General features: G+C 57.0%; 21 protein-coding genes. 5 read left to right on the top strand and 16 right to left on the bottom strand.

What is annotated here, in order from left to right; genetic code table 11:
* Positions 1–27: 27 nt before the first annotated feature.
* The 10 genes from ACR0CE_RS14805 to ACR0CE_RS14760 form a co-directional block, all read right to left on the bottom strand.
* Complete coding sequence (locus ACR0CE_RS14805; RefSeq protein WP_480586136.1) at positions 28–612, bottom strand: tetratricopeptide repeat protein; 585 nt, start codon at positions 610–612, stop codon at positions 28–30.
* Between the two features lie 9 nt (positions 613–621).
* Entirely contained in the window at positions 622–1,602 is a 981-nt protein-coding gene (locus ACR0CE_RS14800; RefSeq protein WP_480833060.1) for a type II secretion system F family protein, read from the bottom strand.
* Positions 1,603–1,612: 10 nt separating this feature from the next.
* Positions 1,613–2,581 carry a type II secretion system F family protein gene (locus ACR0CE_RS14795; RefSeq protein ID WP_267363023.1) on the bottom strand — a complete coding sequence of 323 codons (969 nt, stop codon included), beginning with the start codon at positions 2,579–2,581 and terminating at the stop codon, positions 1,613–1,615.
* A gap of 11 nt (positions 2,582–2,592) precedes the next feature.
* Positions 2,593–4,038, bottom strand: coding sequence for a TadA family conjugal transfer-associated ATPase (locus ACR0CE_RS14790; protein ID WP_267363024.1), 1,446 nt, complete (start codon positions 4,036–4,038; stop codon positions 2,593–2,595).
* A gap of 23 nt (positions 4,039–4,061) precedes the next feature.
* Positions 4,062–5,297 (bottom strand): CpaE/TadZ family protein, encoded by a 1,236-nt coding sequence (locus ACR0CE_RS14785; protein ID WP_480484367.1) that lies wholly within the window; start codon positions 5,295–5,297, stop codon positions 4,062–4,064.
* 221 nt (positions 5,298–5,518) lie between these two features.
* Positions 5,519–6,142 (bottom strand): OmpA family protein, encoded by a 624-nt coding sequence (locus tag ACR0CE_RS14780; protein WP_480484368.1) that lies wholly within the window; start codon positions 6,140–6,142, stop codon positions 5,519–5,521.
* Positions 6,143–6,159: 17 nt separating this feature from the next.
* Positions 6,160–7,533, bottom strand: coding sequence for a type II and III secretion system protein family protein (locus tag ACR0CE_RS14775; protein ID WP_480484369.1), 1,374 nt, complete (start codon positions 7,531–7,533; stop codon positions 6,160–6,162).
* Between the two features lie 193 nt (positions 7,534–7,726).
* On the bottom strand, positions 7,727–8,605 hold the full coding sequence (gene cpaB / locus ACR0CE_RS14770; RefSeq protein WP_480488502.1) for a Flp pilus assembly protein CpaB: 879 nt from the start codon (positions 8,603–8,605) through the stop codon (positions 7,727–7,729).
* A gap of 292 nt (positions 8,606–8,897) precedes the next feature.
* Complete coding sequence (locus ACR0CE_RS14765) at positions 8,898–9,125, bottom strand: hypothetical protein (protein WP_480484371.1); 228 nt, start codon at positions 9,123–9,125, stop codon at positions 8,898–8,900.
* A gap of 301 nt (positions 9,126–9,426) precedes the next feature.
* On the bottom strand, positions 9,427–9,663 hold the full coding sequence (locus ACR0CE_RS14760; RefSeq protein ID WP_480484372.1) for a Flp family type IVb pilin: 237 nt from the start codon (positions 9,661–9,663) through the stop codon (positions 9,427–9,429).
* Positions 9,664–10,016: 353 nt separating this feature from the next.
* Between ACR0CE_RS14760 and ACR0CE_RS14755 the strand changes: the two genes are divergently transcribed.
* The gene (locus ACR0CE_RS14755) at positions 10,017–10,883 is read left to right on the top strand and encodes a lytic transglycosylase domain-containing protein (RefSeq protein WP_480488501.1); all 867 of its coding nucleotides are present in this window, start codon (positions 10,017–10,019) and stop codon (positions 10,881–10,883) included.
* A 38-nt stretch (positions 10,884–10,921) separates the two neighbouring features.
* Here ACR0CE_RS14755 and ACR0CE_RS14750 read toward each other — a convergent pair whose 3' ends face one another.
* The 6 genes from ACR0CE_RS14750 to tldD all read right to left on the bottom strand — a co-directional run bounded on the left by ACR0CE_RS14750 (position 10,922) and on the right by tldD (position 18,612).
* Entirely contained in the window at positions 10,922–11,548 is a 627-nt protein-coding gene (locus tag ACR0CE_RS14750; RefSeq protein ID WP_480495174.1) for a CoA transferase subunit B, read from the bottom strand.
* Positions 11,548–12,252, bottom strand: a complete 705-nt coding sequence (locus ACR0CE_RS14745) for a CoA transferase subunit A (protein WP_209505579.1) — start codon at positions 12,250–12,252, stop codon at positions 11,548–11,550. Before ACR0CE_RS14745 ends, ACR0CE_RS14750 begins: the two co-directional genes overlap by 1 nt.
* A gap of 112 nt (positions 12,253–12,364) precedes the next feature.
* Positions 12,365–12,892, bottom strand: a complete 528-nt coding sequence (locus ACR0CE_RS14740; RefSeq protein ID WP_480833059.1) for a superoxide dismutase family protein — start codon at positions 12,890–12,892, stop codon at positions 12,365–12,367.
* 123 nt (positions 12,893–13,015) lie between these two features.
* The gene (topA, locus tag ACR0CE_RS14735) at positions 13,016–15,643 is read right to left on the bottom strand and encodes a type I DNA topoisomerase (RefSeq protein ID WP_480833058.1); all 2,628 of its coding nucleotides are present in this window, start codon (positions 15,641–15,643) and stop codon (positions 13,016–13,018) included.
* A gap of 180 nt (positions 15,644–15,823) precedes the next feature.
* The gene (dprA, locus tag ACR0CE_RS14730) at positions 15,824–16,951 is read right to left on the bottom strand and encodes a DNA-processing protein DprA (RefSeq protein ID WP_480833057.1); all 1,128 of its coding nucleotides are present in this window, start codon (positions 16,949–16,951) and stop codon (positions 15,824–15,826) included.
* Between the two features lie 239 nt (positions 16,952–17,190).
* Positions 17,191–18,612, bottom strand: a complete 1,422-nt coding sequence (gene tldD, locus ACR0CE_RS14725) for a metalloprotease TldD (protein ID WP_267363048.1) — start codon at positions 18,610–18,612, stop codon at positions 17,191–17,193.
* Between the two features lie 176 nt (positions 18,613–18,788).
* Between tldD and coxB the strand changes: the two genes are divergently transcribed.
* From coxB to ACR0CE_RS14705, 4 genes are all read left to right on the top strand, one after another.
* A complete protein-coding gene (gene coxB / locus ACR0CE_RS14720) occupies positions 18,789–19,700 on the top strand; it encodes a cytochrome c oxidase subunit II (protein ID WP_209505589.1) in 912 nt (303 codons plus the stop codon).
* Between the two features lie 88 nt (positions 19,701–19,788).
* Positions 19,789–20,739 (top strand): heme o synthase, encoded by a 951-nt coding sequence (gene cyoE / locus ACR0CE_RS14715; protein WP_209505591.1) that lies wholly within the window; start codon positions 19,789–19,791, stop codon positions 20,737–20,739.
* Positions 20,736–20,897, top strand: coding sequence for a hypothetical protein (locus ACR0CE_RS14710; protein ID WP_267363054.1), 162 nt, complete (start codon positions 20,736–20,738; stop codon positions 20,895–20,897). The genes cyoE and ACR0CE_RS14710 overlap by 4 nt, the downstream gene beginning before the upstream one ends.
* The gene (locus ACR0CE_RS14705; protein WP_480773927.1) at positions 20,897–21,472 is read left to right on the top strand and encodes a cytochrome c oxidase assembly protein; all 576 of its coding nucleotides are present in this window, start codon (positions 20,897–20,899) and stop codon (positions 21,470–21,472) included. The genes ACR0CE_RS14710 and ACR0CE_RS14705 overlap by 1 nt, the downstream gene beginning before the upstream one ends.
* Positions 21,473–21,485 lie beyond the last annotated feature (13 nt).

Genomic DNA, 21,485 nt, shown 5'->3' with positions numbered 1-21,485 from the left:
TTGCGTCCTTTACTGCTCTTGCCTCGATTACTGGATTTTGCGTAGCGCGAATTGCCCGTCGCCAAGCTGCTCCAGTGTAAATTCTTGTTGTTCTTGCGGGATATTATTAACAGGATTTTCCATTTTTGCGAGTGCTAAGCGCAGATTGTCGCGGATTGCGTCACTTTCGCCATTGTCCAGCGCGTAAGCCCGTTGAAAGACCTGCGCCGCTTCGGGGTACTCCTGTTTCTCCATCAGCAGAACGCCCAGATTATTCCATGCAACAGGCCAATCCGGATCGCCTTCCACGGCGCGGCGCAGCAATTTCTCAGCCTGCCCTAAACGCCGCAACCCAAGATTGGCCGTACCCAGAGAGGTCAGGACCTGTGTCGTCATACCTTGGTCCAGCGCGGCGCGCGTAAAGGTATCAAGCGCCAGTTCGTATTCACCGGCAGCCATCAGCCGGTTTCCGACCTCGATATTGTCTTCTGCTTGTCCCCTGGGATCAACTCCCGGCGCATCCAGGCCGTTCGGCGACAGGCCTTCTGTGCAAGAAGCCACCATGGTGCAAACCACGGTGGCCTTAAGTATTCGGCGAAACCCGGAAGGGAAGCACCAGAATTCAGCTTTCATAGGGGTTTATCATCCTGCGCGCCCGAAAGTCGAAATGACATTCGCCGACGGGCCGACCAGAATGATCAGCAGTGGCGGAACTGTCAGCATCATTGTGACAAGAGTCATCTTGGTAGGCAACTTGTTCGCAGCCTCTTCGGCGCGCATCACGCGTTTGTCACGCATCTCTGAGGCGTAAACCCGCAATGCCTCGGCAATGGATGTACCGAAAGTCGCCGACTGGATCATCACGGTGACGAATGAGTTCACGTCCTGTACGCCGCAGCGCACTCCGAAATCGCGCAAAACAGTGTCTTTGTCCTTACCGGCTTTCATCTCGTGTGCGACGGTTTCGAATTCCTGAGCAATATCTGGGTAGGAGGATTTCATTTCACCGGACACGCGCACGATGGCCTGGTCCAGTGATTGTCCGGCCTCAACACAGACCAGCATCAGGTCAAGCGTATCTGGAAAGCCTGCGGTAATCGCCTCTTTGCGTGCTTCGACCCGGCGTGTGATCCAGTATTTCGGCGCGAAATAACCGATTGCGGCTGGCACGAATACCCGGATCATCATCTGCTGGCCGGTGAATTCCTGACCGTTTGACAGGACCGTAATCAGCAGAACACCGACAACGATACCAATGATACCCAGCGAAAACTGCGCAAAGTGAAAGAACCGGACCGCATCTTTTGACCGGTATCCCGCCTGACGCAGCTTCAGCTCAACCGCCGAATACTCTTCTTCGTTTTTCGGCTCCAGGAAAGTCGCGAATTTCTCAAGCTGCTCATTGCGGCTGGAGTTACGCAGTTGCTCTTTCTTGCTTTTTTTCGTCGCCCGGGGCGCCGCATTCGACCGCTGAAGCTTTTTCAGAGGATCTTCCGGCTGGCTCATGATCAGTGAGACAGCGACAAGAACCATGATCAGGCCAAGTACACCCACCATGATCAGGGGGCCGAACTCACCCAGGTGTTGGGTCAGCAGGTCATTGATGTTGGTCAGAAATTCCATTGTGCTGCCCTCAGACCTTGATGTTGGTGATGATCTTCATGACGATCAGGTTCAGTGTCAGCAAAATGCCGACAACGAAACACGCAGGGATGAACCAGGGGTGATCCAACACTTCGTCATAATACCCCGGATCCTTGACCAGGATGAAAATCAGACACGCAATTGGGAAGCCAGACAGGAACTTACCTGACCATTGGGCTTCGGCCGTGATCGCCTTGACGCGCCGGAACAGGCGGAACCGCGCGCGGATCACCTGTGCCAATCCAGCCAGAATTTCAGCCAGGTTACCACCGGACTGCTGCTGAATACCCACAGCAACCGCGAGGAACCGAAGATCCTGCATGTCCAGACGTTCGGCCATATCTTTGAGCGCCTCGCCCACATCGCGTCCATAGGCGCATTCATCCGCGATAATACCAAACTCGGTTCCCAGCGGATCCTGAACTTCGTTGGAAACAACCTGAATTGTCGAAACGAAAGGATTACCCACACGAAGCGAACGCACCATCAGCTCAACCGCGTCAGGCAGTTGCTCTTCGATCATGCCCATACGTTTCTTGGCCTTGTGGTTTACCCACGCGTAAACACCGCCAATACCGATGGCGATTGAAATCGCGATGCGCAGCGCCGTATCCGTCGCGGTACCGATGCTCAGACCGACAAACGCCATGGCCGAGACCAGAGCCATGATCATGATCAGCTGACGGGGTGAAAACGCAATGGCGGCTTTTTGAGCCTTGTCAGCAAGCAGCGAATACAGAGGAATGCTCTGTGATTTCATGTGCTGCTGCATTTCCTTGCGCAGCTGCTCCAGAACCTGTTCGCGCCCGGCACCCTTTTCCAGCATGTCCAGACGCCGGTTGACCCGGCTGTTCAGGCTGATAGATTTGCCGAACGCAACCAGATAGATGCCCTCGACCAGGGCAAGAACCCCCACAAAGATGGCGACATAGATGATCGCCTCCATAGGCAATTGCATACCCGGTTCTCCTACATTGTGGTTGGGTCGTAGATGGATGCGGGCAGATCAAACCCCCACAGACGGAAGCGTTCCGAATAGTGGCTGCGCACACCAGTTGCCGTAAAGTGACCGATGATCTTGTTGTCAGGTGTCAGGCCAACACGTTGAAAACGAAAGATTTCTTGCATTGAAATCACGTCACCTTCCATACCGGTAATCTCGGTGATCGAGGTCATGCGGCGCGAACCGTCCTGCAATCGGCTGGCCTGAACGATCAGGTTCACAGCGCTTGCGATCTGGCTGCGGACGGCCTTAATGGGCATTTCGATGCCGGCCATCGCGATCATGTTTTCCAGACGTGAAATCCCGTCACGGGCCGAGTTCGCGTGGATCGTGGTCATCGAACCGTCGTGGCCAGTGTTCATGGCCTGCAACATATCGATCACCTCGGCGCCGCGTGTCTCGCCGACGATGATGCGGTCAGGTCGCATACGCAAGGCGTTCTTCAGACAGTCGCGCGGACTGACCTCACCTTTGCCTTCCACGTTGGGCGGTCGGCTTTCCATCCGGCCCACATGCGTCTGTTGCAGCTGAAGTTCCGCTGTATCCTCGATGGTCAGGATGCGTTCGGCATCGTCGATAAAGCTGGACAGAGCGTTGAGCGTAGTCGTTTTACCGGAACCGGTACCGCCCGACACGATAACGTTCAGTCGGGTCGACACGGCAGCTTGCAAATAGGCAGCCATTTCCTCGGTGAACGCACCAAAATTGACCAGATCATCGATACCCAGCTTGTCTTTTTTGAATTTACGAATCGAAACCAGAGACCCATCAACCGCGATAGGGGGCACCATGGCGTTGAATCGCGATCCATCGGCCAGTCGGGCGTCAACATAGGGGTTGGATTCATCGACTCGACGGCCTACCGCGGACACGATCTTATCGATGATCCGCATCAGGTGCTTTTCATCCTTGAACGTGATGTCGCTGATTTCCAGCTTACCGGCACGTTCCACGAAAATCTGATGCGGTCCGTTGACCAGAATATCGTTGACCGTATCGTCCTGCAGCAGCGTCTCAAGCGGGCCAAGGCCTGTTACTTCGTCATAAAGTTCTTTGTTCAGTTGCGATCGGTCGTCGCGATTCAGAACGATGTTCCTGGTTTCCAGAACTTCGCTGGCGATTGCGCTGATTTCGGCCCGTAGCTCCGCTTCGGCGGCGGTTTCCAAAGCTGCCAGGTTCAGGTTCTCCAGCAACTCGCGGTGCAGTTCGATCTTGATCTCACTCAGCCGCTCTTTGCGTTTTCGATCACGATCTGCCCCGGCAACCTCAGCCGTTTTTTTCTGAGGTTTGCGTACGACGGCCGTTGCAGCGGGGCTGGGGGCAGCTTGTGCGGCAGGTGCCGCCGTTTCGACCGGCTGCGCTGCCGCTTTGACGGGCTGCGCTGCTGGCTGTTTTTTATATCTTGAAAACACGGCGATCCCCCCTTGGGATGATGTTACGCAGCTTCAGCGCTGCTGCTGCCAAGGCTGTGAAGTGATTTGGCGAGCTTCGCGATTTCCCGGCGAAGCGGGTTCTTGGCGGCTGAATTGGCCAGCGGCAAACCATGGTCGCCACTTTGCATGACAGGTTTGCCCCCATCAGGCAGCAGCAGATCAATAGAGATGCCAAGGCTTTCCCCCATACGTTTCACGCGGCTTTTTCCATTCAGGTCGGTGAATTTTGGGGCCCGGTTCAGCGCAAAGCGCAGCTTGTTGAAGGGCAGTTCTTCGGCCTGCAACGCGCGCTTGAGGCGCAGGGCGTTCTGAGCCGAGCGCATATCAAGCTCGATCATTGCAAAATATACATGCGCCGCTTGCAAGACCGTTTCCGACCACAAGACCAGCGTTTTAGGCATATCCACAACCACATAGTCGAAATGCGTGCGCGCCACGTCAATCACGCGCTGGATGTCTTCGGGGGTAATCAGGTCCAATGGCACCATGTCGGATGGTGCAGTCAGAACCTGCAGTTTTTCTTCATAAGTTTGAAGAGCTTGTGAGAAAACCTCGCTGTCCATCGAATCCGTATCCGACAGCATTTCGAACACCGTCTCGCGGCGTGCCAGGTCCAGATAGGTTGAAACCGTGCCGTATTGCAGATCCAGATCGATCAGACAGACAGACGGGGCATCCTTGTCCGAGGCACAGGCCAGTTCCCAGGCCAGGTTTACCGCCAAAGTCGTGGATCCCACGCCACCAGCAAGTCCCTGAACGACGAACAACGCGCCTTCCTTTGATTCGCCATTTGCCAATGGAACAGCTGCGGCTTGCGCCATGACAACCGGATCGGGCTGCTTCATGCGTTCTACCGCTTCCTGCAATTCACCTTCCGGAAGCGGGTAGGGGACAAACTCGTCCGCACCCTTGCGCAGCAGTTGGTGGAGCGAAGCAGGTGTGACGTCCTCGGCGATCAAGACGACCTTGATCTTCTTTTCCTTGGCCCTTGTGATGATTTCACCCATCAATGACAGGTTGTCTTCATCTTCCCCGTCGATTGCCAATGCAACGAATTCAAGCGCTTCGGCTTCTGGTTGGCTAAAAAAGGCCAGCGCTTCGGCAAAGCCCAGGTCGCCCCAGCGCTCGCCCAGAATGGTTTCCATGTCTTCAATCAGAAGGTCGAAATTCTGGACATCCCGGCTTATGGTGCAGGCTAGGATTGCAGAATTTTCGTCTTGCGGCGTTGCGCTGGTCATAAACACTATCCTCGTCGTGAGGGCTCAGCATGTCATATGAACGAATTCCGCCAGATTGATGTGCTGTCGCCCCAATACGGTCAAATTTGGCCGCAGGTCACCCTATTTTTCACAATGTTACTTTGAAGTTGGGCAAGAATTGGGCGCAAAAGAACCAATTGTAGGGAAATGGGCGACGATGTCGCCCATTCTGCTTGTATTATCCACCAATGCCAGCGGCACTAGTTGGCCGTATCTGTTGTTGATACATCTTCGATCACGCTCTTCCACGTCGCACTTTCAACGTATTCGCGATAGATGATGTTGGCGTATTTGCCGTCCAGCAGCTGCGGGTGACGATCAACAAAGCCAGAAACTTCCGTTACCGTCCGGCGGTTGCGGCGATCCCGATTCGGTGTCGCGATCAACGGCTGCGTTTTTCCAAAGGATACAACGGCTTCAAGACGTGAACGAGAGATTCCTTGCCGTTCAAGGAATGCGACTACTGCCTGCGCGCGGCGTAGACCAAGGCTCTTGTTGTAACTGGTTGATCCTACGGCATCTGTGTGTCCGTAAACCCGGAACCTGGCTTCGGGGAACTGTTTGATCCAGTCAGCCTGCTGCAACAGTATGCTTTGCGCTGATGCGTCCAGTTGCGAACTGTTGAAGGCAAAGTTCACTTGGCTGGGCACATCCGCGGCAAATCTGCGCCCAAGAATCTGAGCGTAGGTCAACTCGCCGTTTTGAACCTGGATATTGTTCAATGTCGCGTTTCCAAAGGTTCCGGCATCGATCTCATATCCGACCTCGCGCGTACATGCGGCAACGGCGACCGTAAGACCCAGTGTGATGATCCACTTCTGCATTGGTCCTATCCTCCTGATCAATCTAGGACGTAGCCGTACGAGCTGCCAAAATTCTGTTTGGCAACTTCGGATGCTCCGCCGGCTCCGGGACGCTGTGTACGAGCAACCCGACCATTCGCGAACAGGTCAAATTCGCTGGGTGGTTTGACACGATCGGTGGGAAGGGCTAGCGCCTCGCCACGCGTCGGCGTCACCAGATGCGCCGTTATGATGACGACAAGTTCACTTTGTTCGCGCTGATAGTCAGCGCTGCGGAACAAGGCCCCCAGAACCGGCACATCTCCCAGCCACGGCACTTGGTTGACCTGGTCAACAAAGTTGTCCTGAAGCAGCCCTGCGATGGCAAAGCTTTCCCCGTCGCGCAACTCTACAGTGGTCTTGGCTTCCCGCACGATAAAGCTGGGAACGGTGTCTCCATTGATCGTGAAGTTCGTGCTGGTGTCGATGCTCGAAACCGAGGTGCCCATTTCCAGATTGATCAGGTCGCCGTCCACAACCCGCGGGATGAAGTTCATATTCACACCGAAGGCTTTGTACTCGATTGCCACGACACCGTCGTCTTGCGGCACTGGAATCGGAACCTCACCGCCAGCCAGGAACGTTGCTTCCTGTCCGGACAGGGCCGAAAGGTTTGGTTCGGCAAGGTTGCGAACAAGGCCCTTCGACTCGAGGGCTTGCAGCAGCAAGTTGACCTGAGCTGATCCGACCCCGAAGCCAAACAACAACGTACCATTTTCCACGGTGATAGGGGGAACAAGGTTCTGCGGATTGAAGCCACCGAGAAAATCAGTGCCCGCAACTGAAAGTGTTGAAGAAAGCTCTTTTGCGACTGAGCGATTCATCTCGGCAAAGCGTACTTTCAGCATCACTTGCTGCACGCCACCTACAGACATCAGGTTCGATACACGTTCGGGCGCGTAGCGTTCAGCCAATTCAAGTGCGCGGGCCAGTTTGGCGGCGCTTGAAACCGTGCCGGAGAGTACGATGCCATCATTGGCGGTGCGCACTTCAATCTGCTCACTTGGCAGGATCTGACGCAGACGCTCTTTAAATTCGGTTACATCGGGCGAGACCCGGACACGTACGTTGGCAAGCAGATTTCCTGCGCCATCAAACAGTGTTAGCGTGGTCAGGCCAGGGGCCTTGCCCAAAACATAGATTGTGCGATCCGAAAGCGAAGAGATATCTGCAATGCCTGCGTTGGCAATGCTGAGCTCTGCAAACGGTTGTTCGCTTTCCACAACAATCGCGCGATTCATCGGAACTTCCAGCGTTTCCACTGTGCCCTTTTTCACCACGCGAAGGGTTTCAGCCCAGGCGGCATCGCCGACCGGGCTCATAACAAGCGACAACCCCAGCAGGGTTGCGCTGATCCAGGAACGTATTGTCATGTGACCTGCCTCTCCGATCACGCCTCGTTTTTTGGGTCTTATGCCCTATGTGCAAAGAGACTGCGCGAAATCCGAATTTATTGCAATAATCAATGGTTTCTGGAATTTTCCTTATGTGGAGAATTGGCAACAACAACAAGAAAAGAGCCGCATCTGAGATGCGGCTCCGATCTTGTAACACTCTGAATTGGCGTCAATTTGTACAGGGGATAGGCACGTTGACAATCTCTCCACCGCGTCGGATGCGCGTCGTGCAGACCTGTTCAACCTCTTCCTTCGGTTCCGGAGCGGCTGCCGTTATTCCAAGCAGTTTGCGCTGATCCACCTCGATTGCCGACGCAACAGAGTCATCCTGTACCCCAACAAGGGCCAGTGACAGCCGCCCGGTGTTCTGGGCCTGCGCGAGTGCTGCGACCTGTTCCGGCGTGGCTGCGACCGTGACTGTGCGTGCAATCGTTGCGCTTGCGACGTCCGAACCAGCGGTCTGGTCGACGGCGATCAGCTGAACGTTGGTTTCGATCAGTTTGGTGATGCCGCCAGAATTCCCTTCTACCGTCCCGCTTGACCCGGTCCAGTAGATGTCGACATTGTCGCCGGGGCGCAGGAAGCCTGAAACACCAGAGGCCACGTCCACGCTGATCGCAAAGGCGCGCATACCTTTTTCAAGACGAGAGGTCAGCCCGGCCGATTCGCCTGGCCGTGTGATCTTGACCTCCATAATCGCCTCGTCTTTTTCCATGGTCCTCAGAATATAACGCTCATTGGCGCCACTTTCGGGAAACAAGGCAGTGAGATCAGAGAACGTACCTTCGGGAATCGCGTTTTCCGGCCAGTCTACAGCGCGAATGTCTTCTTGCGTCAGGCGTTCACCGTATTTCAGAGGACGATTTGAAACGTAAACAGTTACCGTCGGGATGACATCGACTTTGGCATTGGCCAGCGCTTCTTCTGCCGCTTGTTTCTGCCGTGCCAGTTCGCTTTGATAAGCCGCAATATAGTTGCGCGCCATGTAAACGGCGCCCCCAGCCAGAGCAACGCCGACAATCAGGACAAGTCCGAATACCGCTCGCATACATGCACCTCTTTCTTATTTAGTCGGATACTAAGCGGCCAAAGGGCCACTTTGAAACAGCCCAAGTGTTAAATGTAAATTGTGTCGAAATGTGGGACAAAAATGTCTGCTTGTTAGATTCTGCGTCAGCTTTCGCACAATTCCGCAAAACAACTGCTGTCATCTCCCTGCGGCAGGCCAGACGAAGAACAACGAAACAAACGCCGCGCCCAAAAAGGTCGCCGCGATTATTTGCCCGACACGTTCACCAACAAGCTCAGGAAAGCTGGTGAATGTGAAAACTCGCTGTGGGTCAGTTGGTTCCCGCTGTTACAAGGCCACCGGGAGCGGTGTTCGAGCCGGTACTGACAACAGAGGAACTCATGGCTTGGTTGATGTTACCGCCGATACCATCAACACTTGATCTGATGACAAGGTAGGTCGCGCTTGACAGACCGATGAGCACTGCGGTCAAAACCACCCAGTCAACGGTCACCGCTCCTGCTTCGTCCGATTTGAACCGATTAAGGAACTTTAGCATCTACTTATCTCCAATACGACAATTCAGTGTTTCCTGTAACGTCGCCTAACAGTGGTTCGTTCGGATGGCGGAAATCAGGCCAAAAGTTGATTTCGGTGGAAATATCCAAGATTCCAAACTTTTTAACGGGCTCTTTTGTGCGCAAAGACCTGCAAATTGGGCGTGATCAATTCGGTGACGCTCGCGGCGTGGCGTGCGGGGTAGGACCGTCAAACTCTATTCTTAAAGATATTGAAAGACCTCTGAACGAAAAAAGCCGCGCCTGAATGGCGCGGCTTTAAAATCTTGCTCAAGCAGAAGCTTAGCTGCCGCTGTTGCTGCCTGCAGTTGTGATACCGCCGGTTGCGGTGTTGCTGCCGGTGCTCAGCGATGCGCCGTTCAGGGCCTGGTTCACGTCTGTTGCCAGGCCGGTCGCGCCAGCCGAGATCTGCTGGTATGCAACGGCTGCCAGGCCGATGACTGCTGCGGTCAGAACAACCCAGTCAACTGTTACTGCGCCGTCTTCGTCTTTGCGGAAGTTCTTGATGAACTTGATCATGTTACGTCCCTCCTAAAGGATCAAAAAGAGTTTAACAAACCTCGGCGTTCTTCAGAGCTTTCTCTCTCAGTCCGCTCATGTCCGTCTCGGTATGGATTAATGTTTGCCTGTTGTGCGTGGCAGGAATTGGGCCAAACACAGATTTTTTTTCGCGCGGCTTAACTTTTTAGTCACTAAATGCGTAAACCTTTGCAAATAAAAGGAAAAAAATTTCTTCGATTGGTGCGAAGTGCTCCGCAGCGGTGCAAATATACGCCAAATGAGGCGAAATTGCCCCAATTCGCTTTGTTTTTCTGGCCTTGGGCGAAGATTCGCGGTTCAAATCGCGTAAAAAGAATACATGAGGCAGGCACATGACTCTCCGGAACGCACTTCAATGCGCCGGTGTACTGGCGTTTTTACTATCTGGTGTCGCACCCGGGTCTGCGACCGAGGTTGAGCCGCGCGGAGTTTACAAGCGGATCAAGGCCCCCAAGCCGGGTGAGCGTCCTCGCGTGACCATTCAGATCACGCCCGAGGAACACGCGGCCAAGCCCTCAGCCCCCAGCACAGGGGTGGAGCTGGTGGTTCCAGAAATCATAGCAAGAACCAAAGTGGTTCAGCCCACAGTGCCGGGAATCGGTGCCGCGCCTGACCCGAAAGGGTCGTACAAGGCATTCTGGGACCGCATTTCACCGCATATCGATGAAGGTGGGGCCGGGCGGCTTGATGCTGCGATTAACGCGCTGGCGGCGACGAATGTAAGATCACCCCGGCTGCAATCGCTGCAAAACATAGCAAAAGAACGCGGGATCGAGATTTTGCGGTCAACCGTGGGAACCAATGTGTCGCCAGCGCTGGTGCTGGCCGTCATTTCGGTTGAATCAGCCGGTCGCGCAGATGCCGTCAGTTCGGCCGGCGCGCAGGGGCTTATGCAGTTGATGCCCGCCACAGCTGCCCGCTTTGGTGTTAAGGACAGTCTGCAACCCTCGCAGAACATCGCCGGGGGCGTGAAATACCTCAACTGGCTGATGGAAGAGTTCGGGAATGATCCGATTCTGGTTCTGGCCGGTTACAACGCGGGTGAGGGGGCTGTACGTAAACACAGCGGCGTGCCGCCTTATGCCGAAACCCGGGATTATGTCCCCAAGGTTCTGGCCGCTTTCCAGATCGCGCGGGCTTTGTGCGCGACACCGCCGGATCTGATTTCAGATGGTTGCGTGTTCCAGACCTCAAATTGAAAAAGGCCCGCCTCGATCCGGCGGGCCTTTTCTTTTTTTCAGCCGACGATTGTCGCTTCGGTCGCAGCGCGCATTTCGTCTTCACTGACACCATCTGCCAGTTCGACGATTCTCAATCCGCCCTCGACCACGTCCAGAACGCCCAGATTGGTGATGATGCGATCCACGACACCCTTGCCTGTCAGTGGCAGAGTGCATTCCTTCAGGACCTTGCTTTCACCGTGCTTGTTGGTGTGGTCCATAACCACGATCACGCGCCCAACGCCTGCAACCAGGTCCATGGCGCCGCCCATGCCTTTCACCAGCTTGCCGGGAATCATCCAGTTTGCCAGGTCGCCTTTCTCATCCACTTCCATGGCACCCAGGATCGCAGCAGCGATTTTGCCGCCCCGGATCATCGCAAAGGACGTGGCGCTGTCGAAATAGGCAGTGCGGGACAGCTCGGTGATCGTCTGTTTGCCCGCGTTGATCAGGTCCGGGTCTTCTTCGCCTTCATACGGGAAAGGGCCCATGCCCAGCATACCGTTTTCCGATTGCAGTGTGATGTCCTTGTCGCCGACATAGTTCGCCACCAGCGTCGGAATCCCGATGCCGAGGTTCACATACATGCCGTCGTCCAGTTCCTCTGCCGCGCGTGCGGCCATCTGATTGCGGTCCCAGGGCATTATGCGTCCTCCTTCTTGCGGGTGGTGCGCTGTTCGATGCGCTTTTCGTGATCGCCCTGAATGATGCGATGCACATAGATGCCGGGCAGGTGGATCTTGTCTGGATCCAGTGAGCCGCGCGGAACAATCTCTTCCACTTCGGCCACGCAGATCTTGCCGCAGGTTGCAGCGGGCACATTAAAGTTGCGGGCGGTCTTGCGGAATACCAGATTGCCGGTGTCGTCAGCTTTCCAAGCCTTGACGATGGCCAGATCGGCAAAAATGCCTTCCTCAAGGATATAGGTCTCGCCGTTGAAATCCTTGTGCTCCTTGCCTTCCGCAATCACGGTACCGACGCCCGTCTTGGTGTAGAAACCGGGAATACCGGCACCACCGGCGCGCATTCGTTCGGCCAGTGTTCCTTGAGGGTTGAATTCCAATTCCAGCTCACCGCTCAGATACTGACGCATGAATTCGGCGTTTTCGCCGACATATGAGCTGATCATCTTTTTGACCTGCTTGGTTTGCAACAGGATGCCGATACCGAAATCGTCCACACCGGCATTGTTCGACGCAAAGCTCAGGTCCTTGACGCCCGAATCCCTGATGGCAGCAAGCAACAGTTCGGGAATGCCGCACAGGCCAAACCCGCCTGCGGCAATCAGCATGCCATCCGTCAGCACCCCATCGAGTGCCTCGGCGGCATTGGCATAGACTTTCTTCATGGAAAACTCCCCCAATGACATGGTGATGGGCAGTTTTTGCCGCCACGTCATGGGGAAGTCAATGAAACCAGAAGGTTCAGGTATTTCTACGGTAGTTCAGCTGACAATAGTGTCAGTCTGCGATCAGGATCCCGCAGGCGATGCGCCCACCTGCACCGCCAATGGGCTGGCTAATGTGATCGTCGCCAGCTTCGTGGATGATGAAAGTTGATCCGTCCCCATCCAGCAATACATCTCCATCACCTTCAAGCGAAACAAGGTTTGTAAAGGCCTCCATCTCGCCCACGCCATCCTGTCCCACATATAGATTGGGCAGATCGCCGGGCTCGGGGCCTTCAGGGTTCAGCAGCCCATGTGCGCCTTCAACTTTGCCAACATGGCCTTGGGCCGTCTTGAACCCTTCGCCGGCCTCGCAGACACCATGGCTGTGCAGGTGCAACCCATGTTTTCCCGGCGGCAGGTCTGTGACGCGCACGTGCAGCAGAACACCATTGGGCCCTTGCGTCGCCTTCGCCTGACCAATGACGTCGCCTTGCGCGTTGATGATTTCGGCTGTGGCGGACTTGACGTGATGCGCGGCATGGCCCTGCGTGGCAGCCGCAACGCTTATCGCCGCAACAAGAATGGCGGTTCTGAACATGTCTCAACTCCTTTACTGAACAACGCAATCCTGTATCGCGTCAGTCCATAAACACGCGGGCCGGTTCCTTTATTCAGAAACCGGCCCGCGTGTTTGGTGACATGTCCCGGTCAAAAGTCCGGTTTATTCAGCCGCTTTCTTTGCTGTCTTCTTGGCGGCAGCCTTCTTTTTGGGTGCAGCCTTTTTCTTGGTGCCCTTCTTGGATGCGCGCTCATTGACCAGTTCGATGGCCATTTCCTGCGTCACGTCTTCGGGCTTGATGTCTTTTGGGATTGTCGCGTTGACCTTTTCCCATTTTACATATGGCCCGTACCGTCCGTCCAGAACCTGCATCGCGCCGCCGTCGGGATGCTCGCCCAGGTCTTTCAAGGGTTTTGCAGCCGCGCGCCCGCGTCCGCCGGGATTGGCTCGTTTCTCGGCCAAAAGCTCAACGGCGCGGTTCATACCGATTTCGAACACATCATTAGGGTCTTTGAGATTGGCATAGACCGGCTTGGTTTCATCGGCCAGCTGATGCATCAGATAGGGGCCAAAGCGCCCGAAGTTCGAGGTGATCATGCCGCCTTCGGGGTGCTCACCGATCTGACGGGGCAGGGACAGAAGCGTCAGCGCCTTGTCCAGATCCATGTCATCCTTGCTCCAGCCGCGTGGAAGCGAGGCGCGCGGTGGCTTCTTGTTCTCGGGCGTGGGTTCACCCCGCTGGACATACGGCCCAAAGCGGCCGGATTTCAGCCAGATATCATCCCCGGCGTCTTCGCCCAGCAATTGTTCGTCACCTTCCGCGCCTTCACCGGCGATGGGCCGTGTATAGTTGCACTCCGGATAGTTGCCGCAGCCCACGAAGCCGCCAGTGCGCGAGGTTTTCAGGTGCAATTGCCCCAGACCGCATTTCGGGCAGATGCGCGGGTCGGACCCGTCCTCACGCGGGGGGTAAAGCTGTGGCGCCAATGCCTCGTCCAGCTTGTCCAGCACTTCCGATATGCGCAGTTCGGATGTTTCACCAATCGCTGCTGAGAAATCACGCCAGAACTTGCCCAGCAGATCCTTGTAGTCACGATCACCGGCGCTGACGTCATCCAGTTGCTCTTCCAGATTCGCGGTGAATTCGTATCCAACGTATTGACGGAAGAAGTTCAGCAGAAAGATGGTGACGATCCGACCCTTTTCCTCGGGGATCAGCCGGTTCTTGTCTTTGCGCACATATTCGCGGTCCTGAATCGTGGTCACGATCGAGGCATAGGTCGAAGGACGTCCGATCCCCAACTCCTCCATCCGCTTGACCAAAGTGGCCTCGGTATAGCGCGGGGGCGGTTGCGTGTGATGCTGCAACGCCAGAACGGCTTCGTTATCAGCCATGATAGCGGCTTTGTCCGACTCGCTGGTGGCCTTGGCAAACTGATCGCGCAGCGTGGTCTTGGAAAAGCGCGCGGGGTCGCCCTCCATGATCTGTGGCAGGCGCTTTTCGTCATCATCGGCGACATCATCGCGGCCTTCCTCATAGACGCGCATGAACCCGTCGAACATTACCACCTGACCGGTGGCTCGCAGACCGACCTGACCGTCGTCACTGCCAATCTCGACCGTGGTGCGCTCCAACCGTGCTGCCGCCATCTGGCAGGCAATGGTCCGTTTCCAGATCAGATCATAAAGCTTGCGCTGATCTTCATCCGTGACCTTCAGCGCCTTGGCATCGCGCGTCATATCCGTGGGGCGGATACATTCGTGTGCTTCCTGCGCGTTCTTGGCCTTGTTCTTGTACATACGCGGGCTGTCCGGCACATATTCTGCACCGTACCGATCCGCGATGGTGTCGCGCGTTGCCGTCACGGCCTCGGGCGCCATGTCGATCCCGTCGGTTCGCATATAGGTAATGTAGCCGGCCTCATAGAGGCGCTGCGCAACCTGCATTGCATGGCGCGCGCCCATGCCGAATTTGCGGCTGGCCTCCTGTTGCAGGGTCGAGGTCATGAACGGCGCGCTTGGATTGCGCGCGGCGGGCTTGGCTTCGACCGAAGTCACACGCAGCGCGCGGCTGGTGACGGCCTGAACCGCCAGTTCGGCTTGTGTTGCGTTGGCCAGATCGTGCTTGTCCAGTTTCTTGCCCGCCAACGTGACCAGCCGCGCCTCATAGGTCTGACCACGCGGTGTCTCGAACAGGGCCCGAACCGACCAGTACTCGACCGGCTTGAACGCTTCGATCTCCATCTCGCGCTCGACGATCAGGCGCAGACAGACCGATTGCACCCGACCTGCGGATTTTGCACCGGGCAGTTTGCGCCACAGAACCGGTGACAGGTTGAAGCCAACAAGGTAATCCAAGGCGCGGCGTGCCAGATACGCTTCGACCAGGGGCATATCGACGTCGCGCGGGTTCTTCATCGCCTCGGTCACCGCCTCTTTGGTGATGGCGTTGAAGGTCACCCGGCTGACCGGTGTATCTTTCTTGATCGAGCGGCGCTTGGTCAGGGCTTCCTGCAAATGCCAGCTGATCGCCTCGCCCTCACGATCAGGGTCAGTGGCGAGGATCAGCGCGTTGTCTTCTTTCAGCGCGTCGGCGATGGCCTTTACATGTTTGCGGCTGTCATTGCCCACTTCCCATGTCATGGAAAATCCATGGTCCGGATCGACCGATCCGTCCTTTGGTGGCAGGTCCCGCACATGGCCGTAAGAGGCCAGAACGGTGTAGTCAGGGCCGAGATATTTATTGATTGTTTTTGCTTTGGCCGGAGATTCTACAACAACTACAGGCATTTAAGGGGAAACCTCGCTCGACGAATTTGGCGCCTTTTATGGTGGTGCAAAATGTGTGGGGCAAGCGGGGATTGTCAATGCGTTCCTTTGGCAGGCGGAAAAGCGACGTGATTTCAGCGTGATACCCGCGCCGGATTGCAGGCAGAGCATTCGACTATGCAATCTTGCCTTCCATCCTAATCAGCTTGCCAGAGACAACAACCCGCCCGGCTGGCGCTGGATTCGTCCGTCCAGTTCAAGGTCGACCAGCGCTGGCCCCAGATCCCCGGCCGAGGCCGCAATGTCGCGCAGCAACTGGTCTTCGGCGATGGGGGAAGGTCCCAACCGCTCAAGGATTTGCGCCTGCAAGTCCAGTACGGCAGGCCGTGGCTGCATGGCGGGCGGCAGCTCGGGTTTTGCAAAGATCAGATCGCCTTGCTGCGGCAGGGCTTCGACAACGTCGTCTGCCGAACGGACCAGCGTCGCACCGTCCCGAATCAAAAGGTTGCACCCGGCAGCGCGGGCGTCGAACGGATGGCCAGGTACGGCCAGAACCTCGCGCCCCTGATCCAGGGCGTCACGTGCTGTGATCAGGCTGCCGGATTTGGCGGCGGCCTCGACCACCACAACAGCTTGGGCCAGGCCCGAGATGATCCGGTTGCGGCGTGGAAAATGCCTTGCCTGAGGTGTCACGCCCATTGGCTGTTCCGACAGCCGCAGTCCCTTGGTCGCGATTTTATGCGCCAGTTCCGTGTTCTCGGCCGGGTAAATGACATCGACACCGCCCGCCATGACGGCAACAGTGCCGGTGTCCAGCGACGCCATATGCGCTGCCGTATCAATGCCGCGCGCCAGACCCGAGACAATCACATGTCCCTTTTCACCCAAGGCGCGCGCCAGACCACGCGCCATCCGTGCGCCCAGCGAGGAACAGTTGCGCGCGCCCACCATCGCAATCGCCGGTTTCTGCAACAGCGACACATCCCCGATGGCCCAAAGCAAGGGCGGGGCATCGGATAGGTCGTTCAATGCGTTGGGGAAATCTGCGGACCCAAGGCACAAAAGCCGCGCTTTGGCGGCTTCTGCGGCCCTGAGTTCCGCCTCGATCACGCCGGGGGGACAGGTTTCATACCCATCTATTCCGGCGGCGCGCGCCATTTCAGGCAGCGCGGCCAGCGCGTTCTGCGCCGAGCCATGTTCACGCAGCAGCCGACGAAACGTCGCCGGGCCGACCTTGCGCGAGCGCAACAGGCGAAGCCACGAAAACCGGTCCTCTTCCGTGGTGGGTGGGAGTGGGGGGTGATTGGAAGAAAGCTGCTCTTCGGTCATCCGTTGCTCCGCCTGATTGCAGAACTGGTTTACGGGACAGGGGGTTAACAGCCTCTGAATCGCAGATAATTAGCAGCGATTTATCTGTATTTCTCGAAGAATACACCGATCAAGTGTCTGAAAATAAATAAAAGAATATTTTCCAACCGGCGCTCAAATCAATGGCGTCGGTTGGAGTGCTATCGAATCAAAGTGGCGCATGGTTAACCCTGCGCCTGCCTTTGCGCTTCTCTTCCGCCTCAGGCTGCCGACCCGCCGACAGTCAACCCGTCCATCAGCACCGTCGGTTGACCCACACCCACGGGCACCCATTGACCGTCCTTGCCACAGGTTCCCATACCCGGATCCAGCGCCATATCGTTGCCAAGGCCGCGGATGCGCTTCAAGGCCGATGGCCCGTCACCGATCAGCGTGGCGCCCTTGACCGGCGCGCCGATCTTGCCGTTTTCGACACGATACGCCTCGGTGCACGAGAAAACGAACTTGCCGTTGGTGATGTCGACCTGGCCGCCGCCGAATCCAACCGCCCAGATGCCGTCCTTGATATCAGCCACCAAAGCTGCCGGATCAGCGTCGCCCCCCAACATGATCGTATTGGTCATGCGCGGCATGGGTTTGTGCGCATAGCTCTGCCGACGCCCGTTGCCCGTAGGAGCAACGCCCATCAGCCGGGCGTTTTGCCGATCCTGCATGTAGCCGGTCAGGATGCCATCCTCGATCAATACAGTGCGCGAACTGGGCGTGCCCTCATCATCCACAGTGATCGAGCCGCGACGGTCGGCAATCGTGCCGTCATCCACCACGGTCACGCCCTTAGATGCTATCTGTTGCCCCATCAGTCCGGCAAAGGCCGAGCTTCCCTTGCGGTTGAAATCGCCCTCAAGCCCGTGACCGATGGCTTCGTGCAGCAAAATACCGGGCCAGCCGGGACCAAGTGCAACCTCCATCACGCCGGCAGGGGCGGGAACCGCGTCCAGATTGACCAATGCGATGCGCAGGGCTTCGCGCGCCTTGGCCTGCCAGTCGGCAGGGTCGATCAGCCCGCTCAGGCCAACCCGCCCACCGCCACCGGCCGATCCGCTTTCGCGCCGCCCGTCCTGTTCAACAATGACCGAGACATTCACGCGCGTCATGGGGCGCACGTCACGCACCATCACACCATCGGGTCGCAGAATTTCCACCTCCTGAACGGCGGCTGCGATCATTGCGCTGACCTGAACCACCCGCGGATCCAGATCGCGGGCAAAGGCGTCAATCTCCCGCAGGGTTTCGATTTTCACCGGGAAGGCGGCGGATTCGATTGGGTCTTCGTCCGTGTACAGGCGCGTATTCGTGGGGCGGGGGGCTTCAGCGAGCGTTCCGCCTCCATCGCCAACCGCCAGTCGCGCGGTTTCGGCAGCACGTTTCAGTGCGGCAATCGATACGTCAGTGGAATGCGCGTACCCGGCCACTTCGCCCTGAACGGCACGCAAGCCAAACCCTTCGGATGCGTCATAAGACGCGGTGCGAAGCCGCCCGTCGTCAAACACCAGAGATTCGGATTTCCGACGCTCGACAAACAGCTCTCCATCCTCGGCCCCGTCCGTTGCCGAGCGCAATATGGCCAGTGCTTCATCTTGCGGCAGGGCGCTCTCAAAGGGGCGAAACGGGGCTTCAGGCATGGGTTGCGACCTTTCGGGTTTGATCCAGATCAAAAATAGCGTCTGTTTGACGCAAGCATTTTGCTTTATCTACCCGCCGGAATATGGTTTTTAACGCGGCCAAAGACAACGGGAGAGGTGCGACCGATTCACACCTTTCCGTCAGGGACGCAAAGATCAAACGATCAGGACAGAACATGAAGAATGCTTTGATGCTTTCAGGGTTTATGACAGCCCTCTCCAGCCTACCCGCCATGGCTCAGGAGCTTGAGATTATCGGCAAGCCGGTAGACGGCGGCATGGGCTTTCAGCCCGCGGCCACCAGCCTTGCCACAGGAATCCAGAAGCTGGACGGCATGATTCTCGTGATCATCACCGCAGTCTGTCTGCTGGTTGCAGCTCTGCTGGTCTATTGCATCGTGCGCTACAATCAGCGCGCAAACCCGACCCCGGCGCGTTTCTCGCACTATACCCCTGTTGAAATCGCCTGGACCTTGGGTCCGATCTTGATTCTGGTGTTTATTGGCGCGTTCTCGCTGCCGGTTCTTTTCAAACAGCAGGAAATCCCGGAAGGTGACATCACCATCAAAGTCGTCGGCAACCAGTGGTACTGGACCTACGAGTATGTTGATCACGATTTCGCATTCGACAGCTATCTGCTGGGCCACCCGGCGACCCTGGACGAGGGCGCACGCCCTGCGGACGCGGACGTGACGCCGTTTGTTCTGGATGACGCAATGCGCGCCAAGCTGATCGATGCAGGCTACAGCGATGATGAATGGCTGTTGGCCACCGACACCGCTGTTGTCGTTCCGGTCGGCAAGGTCATCGTGATGCAGGTGACTGCATCCGACGTGATTCACTCGTGGACAATCCCGGCCTTTGGCGTAAAGCAGGACGGTGTGCCCGGACGTCTGGCCGAACTGTGGTTCCAGGCCGACAAAGAAGGCATCTATTTTGGCCAGTGTTCGGAACTGTGTGGCAAGGACCACGCCTATATGCCGATTACCGTCAAGGTCGTAAGCCAGGAAGTCTATGACGAATGGCTGCAAGGTGCGATCGAAGAATATGCGGGCCTGCCGCAAAGCTATCAGGTCGCCTCGAACTGAGTACGATAGGGGCGGGTTCAACCCCGCCTGACACAAATTTCGGGCTGCGCGGGCGATCCGCGCAGTTTTCGCCCCAAAAGGACCGGAAATGACTGACGCAAGCATCAATGCCAGCACTGCGACCGCCCGGGCGGACGAGGCCGGCTTTGGCGATTACTTCGCCCTGCTGAAGCCGCGCGTGATGTCGTTGGTCGTGTTCACGGCATTGGTCGGCCTGTTGGCGGCCCCTGTTCCCGTCCATCCCTTCGTCGGATTCTGCGCCATCCTGTTCATCGCCATCGGAGGCGGAGCATCAGGTGCGCTGAACATGTGGTGGGACGCGGATATCGACCGTGTCATGAAACGCACCAAATCCCGCCCGATCCCTTCGGGCAAGGTCGAGGAAGGCGAGGCGCTGGCAGTTGGTCTGGCTCTGTCGGGCCTGTCGGTGATCATGCTGGGCCTTGCGACCAACTGGTTTGCAGGCGCGTTTCTGGCCTTCACCATTTTCTTCTACGTTGTCGTCTACACGATGTGGCTGAAGCGTTCGACGCCGCAGAACATCGTGATCGGTGGCGCAGCGGGCGCGTTCCCTCCCGTGATCGGCTGGGTGGCCGCCACAGGATCGATGTCGGTCGAGCCCTGGCTGATGTTTGCACTGACCTTCATGTGGACGCCGCCGCATTTCTGGGCGCTGGCCCTGTTCATGCGCTCGGACTATGACGACGCGGGCGTGCCGATGCTGACCGTCACCCATGGTCGCCGCGCGACACGTGTCCATATTCTTGTCTATACAGCTCTGCTGGCCCTGCTGGCCGTCGGAACTGCATTTTCGGGCATTGGCGGCCCGATCTATCTGACCGTTGCATTGGTTCTGAACATCCTGTTCCTGCGGGGCGCGTGGAAAATCTCGCGCCGGACCGAGGACGATTCCGAGGCCGATAACTTCAAGGTTGAACGCGGTTTCTTCAAGCTGTCGCTGCTGTATCTGTTCCTGCATTTCGGTGCCGTTCTGGCCGAAGCCTTGCTAAAACCCTATGGTCTGGGGGGATGGTCATGAGCCTTCGCAAAGACCACGAGCTGCATCAGCGCCGGTTCAGCCGCAATCTGGGTGTGGGCCTGACGCTGGCTGCCTTTATCGTGATTATCTTTGGCCTGACCATCGTCAAGGTCTCGGGCACTGATTTCAACAGGGCGACGCAAGAGGTTCAGAACTGATGGCGTTGTCCGGTCCTCAGAAAACGGTTGTCCAGACCGTCGGCGTGGTTGTCCTGATGGGCAGTCTCGCCTGGGCATCGGTGCCGTTTTACAACTGGTTCTGCCGGGTGACCGGATTTGGCGGCACCACTGGTGTTGCCGAAACCGCCCCCGATACCATTCTGGATCGCACCGTTACCATCCGCTTTGACGCGTCCAAGGCCAAGGACATGCAATGGGAGTTCAAGCCGGTCGTGCGCGAGATGGATGTGCGCATCGGCGAAACAGGTCTCGCGTTTTACGAGGCCTATAACCCGACAGACCGCCCCATTGCCGGGCAGGCGTCTTACAACGTGGCGCCCTATTCTGCGGGTGGGTACTTCCAGAAGATTGCCTGTTTCTGCTTTGAAGAGCAGGTGCTGCAACCCGGCGAGCGCGTTGAGATGCCGGTGACTTTCTTCGTCGACCCGGAAATGGTCGAGGATCTTGAAGCCAAGTATGTTCATACGATCACGCTGTCGTATACATTCTACGAAATTGACCTGCCCGAGGGCTATGCCGCCCTCGATGCGCAGGCAGATACAAACACGAACTAACGCCTGTAGGTGA

Source organism: Ruegeria sp. L11 (assembly GCF_056531755.1).
This window is presented reverse-complemented; position numbering and strand designations above follow the sequence as displayed.

Bases quoted from the DNA above. Each gene is read 5' to 3' on its own strand.
- coxB (WP_209505589.1), top strand. From the start codon at position 18,789: ATGAAGAATGCTTTGATGCTTTCAGGGTTTATGACAGCCCTCTCCAGC.
- ACR0CE_RS14765 (WP_480484371.1), bottom strand. From the start codon at position 9,125: ATGCTAAAGTTCCTTAATCGGTTCAAATCGGACGAAGCAGGAGCGGTG.
- ACR0CE_RS14785 (WP_480484367.1), bottom strand. From the start codon at position 5,297: ATGACCAGCGCAACGCCGCAAGACGAAAATTCTGCAATCCTAGCCTGC.
- topA (WP_480833058.1), bottom strand. From the start codon at position 15,643: ATGCCTGTAGTTGTTGTAGAATCTCCGGCCAAAGCAAAAACAATCAAT.
- tldD (WP_267363048.1), bottom strand. From the start codon at position 18,612: ATGCCTGAAGCCCCGTTTCGCCCCTTTGAGAGCGCCCTGCCGCAAGAT.
- cpaB (WP_480488502.1), bottom strand. From the start codon at position 8,605: ATGCGAGCGGTATTCGGACTTGTCCTGATTGTCGGCGTTGCTCTGGCT.
- ACR0CE_RS14780 (WP_480484368.1), bottom strand. From the start codon at position 6,142: ATGCAGAAGTGGATCATCACACTGGGTCTTACGGTCGCCGTTGCCGCA.
- ACR0CE_RS14740 (WP_480833059.1), bottom strand. From the start codon at position 12,892: ATGTTCAGAACCGCCATTCTTGTTGCGGCGATAAGCGTTGCGGCTGCC.
- ACR0CE_RS14705 (WP_480773927.1), top strand. From the start codon at position 20,897: ATGGCGTTGTCCGGTCCTCAGAAAACGGTTGTCCAGACCGTCGGCGTG.
- ACR0CE_RS14755 (WP_480488501.1), top strand. From the start codon at position 10,017: ATGACTCTCCGGAACGCACTTCAATGCGCCGGTGTACTGGCGTTTTTA.
- ACR0CE_RS14750 (WP_480495174.1), bottom strand. From the start codon at position 11,548: ATGCCCTGGGACCGCAATCAGATGGCCGCACGCGCGGCAGAGGAACTG.
- ACR0CE_RS14795 (WP_267363023.1), bottom strand. From the start codon at position 2,581: ATGCAATTGCCTATGGAGGCGATCATCTATGTCGCCATCTTTGTGGGG.
- ACR0CE_RS14800 (WP_480833060.1), bottom strand. From the start codon at position 1,602: ATGGAATTTCTGACCAACATCAATGACCTGCTGACCCAACACCTGGGT.
- ACR0CE_RS14775 (WP_480484369.1), bottom strand. From the start codon at position 7,533: ATGACAATACGTTCCTGGATCAGCGCAACCCTGCTGGGGTTGTCGCTT.
- cyoE (WP_209505591.1), top strand. From the start codon at position 19,789: ATGACTGACGCAAGCATCAATGCCAGCACTGCGACCGCCCGGGCGGAC.
- ACR0CE_RS14760 (WP_480484372.1), bottom strand. From the start codon at position 9,663: ATGATCAAGTTCATCAAGAACTTCCGCAAAGACGAAGACGGCGCAGTA.
- ACR0CE_RS14805 (WP_480586136.1), bottom strand. From the start codon at position 612: ATGAAAGCTGAATTCTGGTGCTTCCCTTCCGGGTTTCGCCGAATACTT.
- ACR0CE_RS14710 (WP_267363054.1), top strand. From the start codon at position 20,736: ATGAGCCTTCGCAAAGACCACGAGCTGCATCAGCGCCGGTTCAGCCGC.
- dprA (WP_480833057.1), bottom strand. From the start codon at position 16,951: ATGACCGAAGAGCAGCTTTCTTCCAATCACCCCCCACTCCCACCCACC.
- ACR0CE_RS14745 (WP_209505579.1), bottom strand. From the start codon at position 12,252: ATGAAGAAAGTCTATGCCAATGCCGCCGAGGCACTCGATGGGGTGCTG.